8 protein-coding genes are annotated in these 12,487 nt (G+C 42.1%); all 8 read left to right on the top strand.

Going from position 1 to position 12,487, the window contains the following annotated elements:
- The first annotated feature begins 6 nt into the window (after nt 1–6).
- Nucleotides 7–2,037, top strand: coding sequence for an alpha-amylase/4-alpha-glucanotransferase domain-containing protein (locus PHR02_RS06145; protein WP_299990254.1), 2,031 nt, complete (start codon nt 7–9; stop codon nt 2,035–2,037).
- A complete protein-coding gene (locus PHR02_RS06140; protein WP_299990252.1) occupies nt 2,030–3,034 on the top strand; it encodes a UTP--glucose-1-phosphate uridylyltransferase in 1,005 nt (334 codons plus the stop codon). Before PHR02_RS06145 ends, PHR02_RS06140 begins: the two co-directional genes overlap by 8 nt.
- Nucleotides 3,027–4,457, top strand: a complete 1,431-nt coding sequence (locus PHR02_RS06135) for a glycogen/starch synthase (protein WP_299990250.1) — start codon at nt 3,027–3,029, stop codon at nt 4,455–4,457. The genes PHR02_RS06140 and PHR02_RS06135 overlap by 8 nt, the downstream gene beginning before the upstream one ends.
- Nucleotides 4,450–5,925, top strand: coding sequence for a glycogen synthase GlgA (gene glgA, locus PHR02_RS06130; protein WP_299990249.1), 1,476 nt, complete (start codon nt 4,450–4,452; stop codon nt 5,923–5,925). Before PHR02_RS06135 ends, glgA begins: the two co-directional genes overlap by 8 nt.
- The gene (gene glgB / locus PHR02_RS06125) at nt 5,922–7,847 is read left to right on the top strand and encodes a 1,4-alpha-glucan branching protein GlgB (RefSeq protein ID WP_299990248.1); all 1,926 of its coding nucleotides are present in this window, start codon (nt 5,922–5,924) and stop codon (nt 7,845–7,847) included. The genes glgA and glgB overlap by 4 nt, the downstream gene beginning before the upstream one ends.
- 40 nt (nt 7,848–7,887) lie before the next feature.
- Entirely contained in the window at nt 7,888–9,531 is a 1,644-nt protein-coding gene (gene glgP / locus PHR02_RS06120; RefSeq protein WP_299990246.1) for an alpha-glucan family phosphorylase, read from the top strand.
- A 43-nt stretch (nt 9,532–9,574) separates the two neighbouring features.
- Nucleotides 9,575–10,951: a sensor domain-containing diguanylate cyclase gene (locus PHR02_RS06115; RefSeq protein WP_299990244.1), complete on the top strand. Its 1,377-nt coding sequence runs from the start codon at nt 9,575–9,577 to the stop codon at nt 10,949–10,951.
- 113 nt (nt 10,952–11,064) lie between these two features.
- Nucleotides 11,065–12,360 carry a DNA polymerase IV gene (locus tag PHR02_RS06110; protein ID WP_299990242.1) on the top strand — a complete coding sequence of 432 codons (1,296 nt, stop codon included), beginning with the start codon at nt 11,065–11,067 and terminating at the stop codon, nt 12,358–12,360.
- Nucleotides 12,361–12,487 lie beyond the last annotated feature (127 nt).

Below are 12,487 nucleotides of genomic sequence, written 5' to 3'. Positions count from 1 at the left end.
GAGAACATGAAAACATCATTGCTATTGGGTATCCATATGCATCAGCCGGTGGATAATTTCGATTGGGTTATTGAGATGGGGATTAAAACCTGTTATGAGCCTTTTTTTGAGGTGATGAGCCGTTATCCCGATTTTAAATTTTCAGTCCATTGCAGCGGTTGGCTGATGGAGCGAATCGAGCAGTTACGACCGACGTTGTATGAAAAAATCGTTACTCTGGCGAACAATGGGAGTATCGAATTTTTCAGTGCAGGCTATTATGAACCGATTTTGAGCGTTATCCCCGCAGCGGATCGGGTGGCTCAGATAGAGAGGCTGAACGATTCGATTAAAGAACGATTTGGTCAAAAACCACAGGGATTATGGCTGACAGAACGTGTTTGGGAATCTGCATTAATACCTGATTTAAACAAAGCCGACATTGCTTATACCGTGATGGATGACTACCATTTTCAATGTGCAGGATTTGATAGCGAAGGGTTGGATGGGTATTACATGAGCGAAGAGAGCGGTGTACCGATGGGACTGTTTCCGATTAGCCAAAAACTCCGCTATGCGATCCCCTTTTTAAATGTAGAGAGTGCGATTCGTGCCATTAAATCGTATAACCGCAAAGAGGATTCGGCTGCGATCATTTTTGATGATGCCGAAAAATTCGGTATGTGGCCGGGAACGCACGAATGGGTGTATGAAAAAGGGTGGTTAGAACAATTTGTTCAGGTAGTTTTGGCGGATGAAGAGATTGAAACGACCCATTTTAGTGAGTATTTTAAATCACATCATCCTCGCGGTATTGCGTATCTGCCAAATGTCTCCTATTATGAGATGGGAGAGTGGAGCTTGCGCGCTGATGATGCACTGGCTCTTGAAGCACTCAAAGAAGAGATGGGACTGGAACGTTACGAGCGTGAGGGGGTAAAGTTTCTCAAAGGGGGGACATGGAAGAACTTTTTGGTCAAATATCCAGAATCCAACCGTCTTCATAAACGAACCATAGAGCTCTCTCGTGCCTTTCATGCAGGTGAGGGAGATTTTGAATTACCGTTGCACAAAGCCCAAACGAATGATTCGCTCTGGCATGGGGTATTTGGAGGGCTTTATCTCCCTAATCTTCGGGATAATGCGTATACCTACCTCATCGAGTGCGAAAACATCCGCTATGGTAAGAAAAAAGCATTGGTCAGTGACACCAACGAACTCGATGGTTACCCTAAATACAAATCGGTCACCTCAAAGCTGATTGCCCGTTTTGATGCGGCGCATGGTGGACAGATGGTAGAACTCGATGTTCGGGACAAGTGCTTTAACTACCAAAACACGCTAACTCGGCGTAAAGAGGCTTATCACAAACGACTCTTTGAAGCACCACGCGAAAAATCGGCTCCAATCGAAGAGGGGATCGATACGATTCACCACGCTAGTGGCTCGTTTGATGATACGCTGCGTGATGCGATCATTTATGATTGGTATTTGAAAAACTCGTTTGTCGATCATATCAGTGATGAGAGTTTTGATACTGAGACGTTTCGCCACTGTAATTTTCGCGAATACGGTGATTTTGCCAATCAGCCCTATGAATCGTCAATGACTAAAAACACTCTCACCTTTGTTCGTGATGGAGGAATTTATGCCAATACGAAAGCGAGTGCTCGGATTACTAAAAACTTCTCTTTTGGTTCGGATTGTATCAATTTTACATTAGCCTTAGAGAGTGCCTCATTTGACAATTATACCTATATCATGGAACACAATCTCCACTTTTCAGATTATGATAAATTGTTGATCAATGCTATGCCATTACAACACAGCGGAAGTATCGAGCCTCTGCAAAGTCTTGAGATTATTGATACCGTGTTAAAGAAAAAAATCACTTTCCGAATGGATAGAGCGTTTAAAACCTACTATTTTCAACTGCAAACCCTCTCTCAAAGTGAACAAGGTTTTGATCTAAGTGTCCAAGGTCTCAGTATCGCTTTTGTCTTTGATTATGAGTCTTCCCTAAATATTGAAGGTGTATTGGAGATTACGCGTGTCTGAAATTCGCTATGACCGTTTACACGACACCCATGTCATTATCGCTCCCGAGCGGTTGCATCGGCCTGATTTTACCCTCAAAAAGAGCGAAAGCGTAACAAAGGGAGAATGTCCATTTTGTGAGGGAAACGAAGCGATGACCCCCAAAGAGATTTTTGCGATTCGTTCCTCTGAGAGCTTTGCAAACGCTATCGGTTGGCAGAGTCGTGTCGTTCCAAACCTCTACAAAGCGGTTGCAATCGAAGCGTCTCATCAGCATCATACGGATAGTTTTTCGTACTGGGATGGTTTCGGTGCTCATGAAGTGATTATTGATACACCTCTGCATCATCTCTCGATGAGTAACTGGAGTCATGCAGAGAGTGTAGCATGGTTTAAAACACTTCGCCAAAGGGTAGCAGATTTACGTCGTGACCATCGCCTTACTTATATATCACTGTTTAAAAATGAAGGCTCTGATGCGGGTGCAACACTGGAACATTCCCATACACAGCTAATCGCATTACCTCTAATCCCAAAACACCAAAGAGATCTAAACCGCCGTGAGCGTGACTATTTTGAGCTGCATCATCATGCGTTGATAGAGTCGATACTCCGCGATGAAGAAAATCATAGGATTAGGATGATAGAATCACAAGGTGAATTTAGTGCCTTTTGCCCCTACGCGAGCGGTTATCCTTTTGAAGTAATGATTTCATCGCAAAAATGTGTCGGTGAGATCGATACCCTCAGCGATGACTCTATTGAGCAACTCTCGATCCTTCTGCTCTCTATTATCCAAAAAATGCGTCTGCAATTGGGTGAGTTTGCCTTTAACCTTTCGATTTCAACACCCCCTCTTGGGGAAGATATCGGTGTGTGTGAAGCCCATCGGTTAGTGATCCGTATCCTGCCACGTATTTATCGATTCGGTGGATTTGAAGTAAGTAGTGAAATGTTAATCAATCCGGTGGCACCGGAATTGGCCGCGAAACTTTTACGAGGAGAAAAACATGGTTAAAAAAGTGTTGTTCGCTGCAAGCGAAGTGTATCCCTTTGCAAAAACAGGTGGGTTGGCAGATGTAGCACATGCACTGCCGCGTGCATTGAAGAACCTTTATGACGTAACGGTCGTTATGCCTCTGTACCGTAGTATCGATAGAGAGAAACATGGGATTGTCTCTCTAGGGGAGAGCTGGAACATAACGATGGGGGGAGTGGAATACCCTATCGATCTTTATGGTTGTAATGTTGAGGGGTATGAATACTATTTTATCTATTCGCCTCTATTGTGTGATAGAGAGTTTCTCTACGGAACACCTGAATCGGGATACAAGGATAATGACCTTCGATTCGCCCTTTTTTCGTATGCGATTACCGCGCTGCTAAAGAAAAAACATTATGATGTCCTTCACCTTAATGATTGGCAGTGCGCACTAGCGGCATTATTGATACACAAAGATCCGATGCTATCGCCAAAAGTGATTTATACCATTCATAATCTAGCTTATCAAGGGATTTTTGATGCGACTATTTTAGAAACGATTGGGATTGATCGCACCTATTTTACGATGGGTTCTTTGGAATTTTATGGCAGAGTGAACTTTATGAAAGCGGGAATAGCCTATGCGGATGAGGTGACCACCGTGAGCCCGACTTACGCTCGAGAGATTTTAACGAACGAGTTTGGATGGGGATTAGAGGGTTTTTTACATTTTCATCATGCAAAGCTGAGTGGCATCATCAACGGAATCGACATGGAACATTTTTCTCCTACAGAGGATGGAGCCTTGATAGCGCCTTACAGTGAGGCAAAAGGGAAAAAAGCCAATAAAAGTGATTTGCTTAAAAAATTAAAACTCAAAGGGGTCAATAAACCTCTCTGTGTATTTATCGGACGCTTTACCCACCAAAAAGGGATCGATCTTTTGATCGAAGCCTTACCAAAAATTGCTGATTTAGAGTGTAACATCGTTTTATTAGGGGAGGGGGAAGAGAAATACCATAAAGCGCTTGAGCTACTTTGTGCAAATCATAAAAATATCCATCTCACATTTGGCTATGATGAATCATTTTCCCATCAGGTCTATGCTGCGGCTGATTTTTTACTGATGCCTTCACTGTTTGAGCCGTGCGGGCTAAACCAAATGATCGCATTTTCCTATGGAGCACTCCCTATCGTCCATCGTGTTGGAGGATTGGTCGATACGGTGAAACGGTTGGAAACGTATCAAGAAGATAGTTGTTCAGGATATGGGCTGACATTCAACACACCGACCTCGCGCGCACTTCTGGGTGCAGTTAAAAAAGGGTGCGAGCTATTTGAAGATAAAAAATATTTTGAGCGGATTATTAACCACAATATGCGATGCGACTTTTCCTGGGGTGAGAGTGCTATAGCCTATAGCGTGCTGTATGAAAAAGAGAGGGAAATTCATGGATAAGCTAAACATTCTCCTCGCTGCGTCTGAAGTAGTGCCGTTTGCAAAAACAGGAGGTTTAGCCGACGTAGCAGGGGCGTTACCTAAAGCACTTCGCGCTCTTGGTCATGATGTCCGTCTTGTGATGCCACGTTACTATATCGTCGATCGTGAAAAATACGGCTTGCACCTGCTCGAAGGGGAACTGGGTGTTCCGATGGGAGTGATGGGTGAAATGTGGGCAGGTGTTTACGAGGGGTTGCTCCCCGGTACTGACATACCGATCTATTTTATCGATTATGAGGGATATTTTGGACGTGCAGGGTTGTACGACGATAACGGAGAGGGATTTAGCGATAATGACAACCGCTTTATTTTCTTTTCACGTGCGATTATGCAGTTAGCCAAAAAACTCCATTTTCATCCCGACGTTATCCATGCGAACGATTGGCATACTGCCGCAATACCGATGATGCTTAATACCTTGTATGCGTATGATCCCGATTTTGCGCACACCGGTTCATTGCTCACGATCCATAATCTCCAACATCAGGGGAAATTTTACAAAGGGGTAATGGATCTCCTCTGTATCGGGTGGGAACATTATTACGAACTCGAAGAACACGGAAGCGTCAATCTCCTCAAAGGGGGACTCATACATGCCGACGCCATCAGTACGGTAAGTCGTAAATACGCCCAAGAGATACGGAGCCCGGAATTTGGATGGGGATTAGATGGGATGATTGATAAGTACTCCTATAAACTTCACGGTATCCTAAACGGGGTTGATTATGAAGAGTGGAGTCCTGCTGTGGATACTCTAATCCCTCACACCTTTGAGTGTGATGATATGGGTGGTAAAACACTATGTAAAAGTGCGCTTCAACAAACGTTTAATCTTCCCCAAAGAGACGATGTTCCCTTAATCGGTCTGGTGGGACGTTTGGCGGAGCAAAAAGGGATTGAACTCATTGCCAGTGCTATTCATTCTCTTTTGGAGATGGAGATACAAATCGTGATGCTCGGAGCAGGGGAAAAATGGGCAGAACACTATTTTGGTGATATCGCTAACATGTATCCCGAAAAATTTGGTTGCTTTATCGGATATCGAAACGATCTCGCCCACCAAATCGAAGCAGGAAGTGATCTCTTTTTGATGCCCTCTTTGTTTGAGCCCTGCGGCTTGAATCAAATCTATTCACTCCGCTACGGAACACTCCCTATTGTACGCGCCACGGGGGGTCTTGATGACACGATTGAAAACTATCAAAACGACGGTGAACACGGTACGGGATTTAAGTTTTATGATGCATCACCTGAAGCGCTTACCAATACCGTAGGGTGGGCAGTACATACATGGTACAATGACCGCAACGGGTTTGTTCAAATGCAGCGTAATGCAATGAGTCAACGATTCGATTGGAATCATGCTGCACAAGAGTATGAAGCACTCTATTATCGTATCGTACAGGGGAGAAAAGGGAAAGTATGAATCATCCAATGAGCTATGAAGTTTCACGTTTGAGTGAAATGGATATCTATCTGTTTAAGCAAGGCTCACATTCAAAACTCTACGAGAAACTCGGTTCGCATGCTATGGAATATTCAGGAGATGCAGGGGTCTATTTTGCTGTGTGGGCACCAAATGCCGCTTATGTGAGTGTACGGGGAGATTTTAATGATTACAGCACCGATTCTCACCCTCTAAAATTACGCGCTGATGATTCAGGGATTTGGGAAGGATTCGTGGCGGGCGTCGAGCAGGGACTCACTTATAAATACCATATCGTCTCCAAATTCCATAACATTGTCCATGATAAAAGTGATCCTTTTGGATTTTATGCGGAACTTCCGCCAAAATCGGCATCACGTGTTTGGAATATTGAAAATTACGGTTGGGACGATAAAGGGTGGATGGATGGCCGTTATCGTCACAATGCTCATGATGCCCCGATTAGTGTCTATGAAGTTCATTTAGGTTCATGGCGTAGGCACGTAGAGGAGGGTAATCGTTATCTCACTTACCGCGAATTGGCGGTCGAACTCGTAGAATATCTAAAAGAGATGAACTACACCCATGTCGAGTTTATGCCTCTCACCGAGTATCCGTTTTTCGGTTCATGGGGATATCAGGTTGTCGGATATTTCGCCGCTACGGCACGATTTGGGACACCACAGGATTTGATGTATCTTATCGACACCCTTCACCAAAACGGTATCGGGGTGATTATGGACTGGGTACCGTCTCATTTTGCCGTTGATATGCACGGTCTCATCAATTTCGATGGGACTGCTTTGTATGAACACGATGATCCGCGTCAGGGGTTTCATCCTGAATGGGGAAGTATCATCTTTAACTATGGGCGTAACGAAGTACAATCATTTTTGATTAGCTCTGCGATGTTTTGGGTTGATAAATACCATATCGACGGTATTCGTGTCGATGCGGTGGCCTCGATGCTCTACCTCAACTACGCACGCAAAGAGGGAGAGTGGATTCCCAACCAATACGGAGGAAATGAGAATCTAGAAGCAATCGAGTTTTTGAAAAAACTCAATACCTCTCTTTATGGTGCCTTTCCCGATATCGTCATGATCGCTGAAGAGTCAACTGCTTATCCGATGGTGACTCGACCTGTGGATGTAGGAGGGCTCGGATTTGGATTCAAATGGAACATGGGGTGGATGCACGATTCGCTCAAATACATGAGCTATGATCCCCTCTACCGACAGCACCACCACCATCAGCTCACTTTTAGTATGTGGTACGGGTTTGATGAGAATTTTATGCTCCCGCTGAGTCATGATGAGGTCGTACACATGAAAGGCTCTCTCATCAACAAAATGCCCGGTGATACCAATCAGAAATTTGCGAACCTCCGCTCATTGTTGGCCTATATGATCGCCCATCCGGGTAAAAAACTCCTTTTTATGGGGGGAGAGATCGCCCAATATGCGGAATGGAATTTTGAGCGTTCCCTTGATTGGCATCTTCTGGATTTTCCTCTCCATGCGGGGTTAAATAAAATGGTTTCAGCACTTAATCGCATTTATCGAAGTGAGAGAGCATTGCATCTGTATGATGAAAAACGGGAAGGTTTCGAGTGGATTGATGATCGCGATTACGGTCATAACTGCTTAGCCTTTGTCCGTAAAAGCGATAAAGCTGATGAGAATATCTATGTTATCTGCAATTTTGCGGACGCTACCCGAGAAAATTATAAAATGGGGGCATTGGACGCAGGTGAGTATGTCGAAATTTTCAACTCCCAATCAGCTGAGTATGAGGGATGGAATATCGATAACACTGAGATACTTATAACGACAGAAGAAGAGATGCACGGACGCCAACACGCGCTCACTTTGACGTTACCTCCTTTAGGGGTAATATTTTTGAAACAAAAAAAAGCCTAACTCTTGATACAATTAGAGATACCATAACGAGAAGAGCACTATGATTTTACATGACTATGAATTTGATTCGAAGTACACGACCAGTGTTGCTTATTTTTCGATGGAATTCGCTATTCACCAAGCTCTAAAGATTTATTCGGGCGGTTTGGGATTTTTAGCAGGATCACATATGCGCAGTGCATACGATCTCCGTCAAAATGTTGTTGGTGTCGGTATTTTGTGGAGTTTTGGTTATTACGATCAATCTCGACACGAAGATCGCTCTTTGGACGCGGAATTTATTCGAAAACATTACTATTTTCTTGAAGATCTTGGGATTCAAACAACGGTTAATATTCACGCGCAAAGCGTCCATATTAAAGCATTTTATTTACCGCCGAACATTTTTAGTTCTGCCCCAATGATTCTCCTCTCTACCGATATCCCCGAAAATGATTTTCTGGCACGTACAATTACCCATAAACTGTATGATGCGAACGAAGAGACCCGTATTTCTCAAGAGGTTGTCCTCGGTATCGGTGGGGTAAAAGTGCTTGAAGCTCTAAAGCAAAAAATAGATATTTTTCACATGAACGAAGGGCACGCTCTTCCTCTCGTGTATGAATTGTATTCTAAATATCAGACAATGGATGAAGTCAGAAAACGGGTTGTTTTTACAACCCATACTCCTGAAGACGCCGGTAATGAACAACACAATATTTATTTGCTCCATAAATTTGGATTTTTTAACGGATTAAGTTTAGAGACCGTTCGTATTATTATGAAAATGGATAATCAAGACAATTTTAATCTTACCGTCGGAGCATTGAGATCTTCGAAAATAACGAATGCCGTCTCCAAAATGCACGGTGAAGTGGCCAATCGCATGTGGCAATCCTGTGAGGGAAGTTCTGAAATAACCTATATCACCAACGCCCAAAATCGCCGTTTTTGGACGGATAACGGGATGCTTTCAGCGCTTGATGAACACGAAGATTATGCCCTTATCGGTCGAAAAAAACATCTCAAAAGAGAGCTCTTTAACGTTGTCGCCGATCAAACCGGTAAAATGTTTAATCCCGATATTTTGACGATCGTTTGGGCGAGACGCTTTGCAGAATACAAACGTCCGGGTTTGTTAAAACATGATTTTGCCCGATTTAAAAAGCTTTTGGAGAGAACTGAAAAGCCGATTCAGATGATTTGGGCGGGGAAACCGTATCCGTTTGATACCAATGCCGTTAACTCGTTTAATGAACTGATCCACATTAGTCATGGAATCAAAAACATGGCGGTTTTGGTTGGGTATGAGCTCGAGCTCTCCCGTATTTTAAAAAAAGGTTCCGATCTTTGGCTCAACACTCCTCGTGTGTCACGTGAAGCGAGTGGAACCAGTGGTATGACTGCGAGTATGAACGGTTCTATCCACTTTTCAACGAATGACGGATGGCACCCGGAATTTGCCAAGCATGGAGTCAACGCGTTTACGATACCTGAAATCGATCATACTACACCAATCGAAGAGCAAGATAACGAAGATAACAAAAATATGATGGATATTTTAGAAAATGAGATTATTCCGTTGTACTATGATCACGTAGATCAATGGACGCAAATCGTTAAAAATGCAATGTCAGAGGTTATCCCTGCTTTTGATTCCGGACGTATGGTCCATGAATATTATGTGAAGATGTATAATCATTGAGTAGAGAGAGTGTATAATGATGAAATTGATAAAGTGAGCCTATATGATTAAGTTAATAAACAGCGAAGAATTTTCCTATTTTTTACGGATCAATAGAAATGAAATCATTAAAAGATGGATGGCTAAAAATGAAGTCCAAAACGTCCTCCATCGCCACTCTTTACCTATAATCGAAAAAAATACCTATCTTTTTTATGAGTTTTGTGATTGTTACATCAGTGTGATTGAATGGCGTGCAACGGTTTCTGAATGCCAAGTTAAAATCGATTTTTTACAACTTTTAAATAACTATAACATAACGACGGCTGATCTTTTTACGTTGATTAATAAACTCAAAAATGCTATTGAAGAGGTTATTTTCGAAAATGGGAACCTCTCATTTGCTTTGCAAAATGAAATAGACTCACTCACCTTGCAAATGGCTAATGATTTAGCAATAAATTTTGACATTATCACTAGTAATAATCAAAGTTATAAAAGTGAAAATTCTAATCTGTTAGCCGAGTATAAAAAAGCGGTAGATCTGAGTAATATCGTCTCAAAAACGAATTCTAAAGGGGTTATCACCTACGTCAATGATAAGTTTTGTGAAATTTCCGGCTACAGTAGAGACGAACTGGTAGGAAAGCCGCATAATATCATCCGGCACCCCGATATGCCCAGAGAAGCGTTTAAAGATTTGTGGGACACGATCAAAGCCAAAAAGAGTTGGAACGGTATCGTCACCAACATGAAAAAAGAGGGTGGGCAGTACATCGTTGATACCACGGTTATTCCGATTTTGGACGTAGATGGCGATGTGGTAGAATACATAGCGATTCGACACGATATTACGGAACTCGAAGAGACAAAACAGCAACTCAGAAACATCAACAAAGCGATGAAGAACAAAGTTGACGAACTCTATTCAATGACCAATACTTTGGAGCAAAAAGCGTTCAAAGATAACTTGACTGGAATTAACAATCGAGAAAATTTCGAAGATATGTTTAGCATAGAGATCGTTAATGCAAAATTGAATGATCAGGCGTTAAGCCTTATTATTTTTGATATTGATAATTTTAAACTTGTGAATGATACCTATGGACACCAAGCCGGTGATATTATCCTCAAAGATTTGGTTGCTCTTATTGAAAATAATATTAAACATGGAGACATTTTTGCACGCTGGGGAGGTGAAGAATTCGTAATTTTAACGCCTTCAACGGATATCAATGGTACTTATAATTTAGCGGAAAATCTCAAAAAATTGGTTCAATTACATCACTTTAATTACGTAGAAGACAATTTGACTCTCAGTTTCGGAATAGCACAACTCTCTGCCGAGGATACCAAAAGAAGTCTTTTTGAAAAAGCCGATAAAGCACTGTATGAAGCTAAAAAAAATGGTAGAAATAGAACTGAAATCTATAATGCTTGATCGAAAATCCATTTAAGTTTTCAAAATTTTTCCTTTATGTGACGTAGTGACATAAAAAGCTGCTGATCGTAAAAATATCACTACACTTCAGACTCTATAACAAGGAGTGCAGTGTGATAATACATCTGGATTTAGACTGCTATTTTGTCTCTGCTGAGCGAACACGGACACCGTATCTCAAGGGTAAACCTGTTGTTGTCGTAAAAAGCAGTGATCGCTCCATTTTTTCATCCCGTGATACAAGAACCGTTATGACTGAACGAGTAGGGGGATTTAATGCACTCTTTCAACATGAGAAGCAATGGAGGGGATATGACCCTCATGCATGGCGCAGAGAGTTTATCGACGAAGATGGCAGAGCACATGGCGTTGTCATCGCAAAAAGTTATGAGTGTAAACCATACGGGATAAAAACAGGAACCACTCTTTCTGAAGCACTCCAGATGTGTCCTAGTCTAAGTGTAGTGCAGGGAGATCATCTTTTTTATCAACTCCTCTCTAGCAATCTCAGAAAATTTCTTCAAACAAAAATACCGGTTTTGGAGCAATACAGTATCGATGAATTTTGGGGAGACTTGAGTGGATGGGTAGACGAGGATGAATTACCATCGTTTATAGCGCAGTTACAAATGCAGATACTGGAGAAATTCGATCTTCCGATGTCTATCGGAGCTTCTAGTGCTAAATGGATCGCTAAATTGGCAACCGACTTTAACAAACCCTACGGAATTACTATCGTCCCAAAAGAGCAAATTAAAGCGTTTGTATCTCCTCTGAGTATCAATGATTTCCCGGGTATCGGTAAAGCCCTTTCTAAACGATTAGGAGACTATGGGATTAAAACACTGGGTGATCTATTAAATTCCTCTCATCTTCTCCTCTCTTGGGGCAGAGTTGGACAAGACCTATTACGGCGAATCAACGGAACCGACAAAGAAGCGATCAATCCTCATCATGACCGTAAATCAATCGGAATATCGCGTAACTTCACCGCAACAATGGATCGTGAAGAGATCAAGCGTCGAATCATTATTCTCTCACGTCACCTCTCCCATACGATACTCAAACTCGAAGTAAACCCAACAACCTATCATTTCAAGATTAAATACAATAGAGGTGCAAGTTCTAGTATCTCCAGAACAATAGACCGATGCTTCAGCGAAACCTTGATGCGAAATATCGCAGTAGAAACGCTCACTTTGATCGATAATCTCTCTCAATGCGCTATCCACAGTATCTCTATCTCCGCTTCCAATTTCATCTCTGCACACAAATCAAAAACCTTCTCACTCTTTGATGCTGAAGAAGATCAAAAGTCAAGACGACTGAGTGAACAGGTGACGAAACTGAGGGATAAATACGGTGTAGATATTTTACGATGTGGGATTGAAAAGAGGATAGAGGAGTAATTATACGATAGGAGTCATTCTCTATTTTAACATTTATCTATGTTGTGATTTTTTTATGACTTTTTATGATTATTATCTTCTTGTATAGAAATATGTAAATTTTTAAATGAAAGCTGTAAGTTTGAAA

The organism is Sulfuricurvum sp. (assembly GCF_028688295.1).
GTDB lineage: Bacteria > Campylobacterota > Campylobacteria > Campylobacterales > Sulfurimonadaceae > Sulfuricurvum.
Note: the sequence above shows the minus strand (reverse complement) of the source record. Positions and strands in the feature narration are given on the sequence as shown.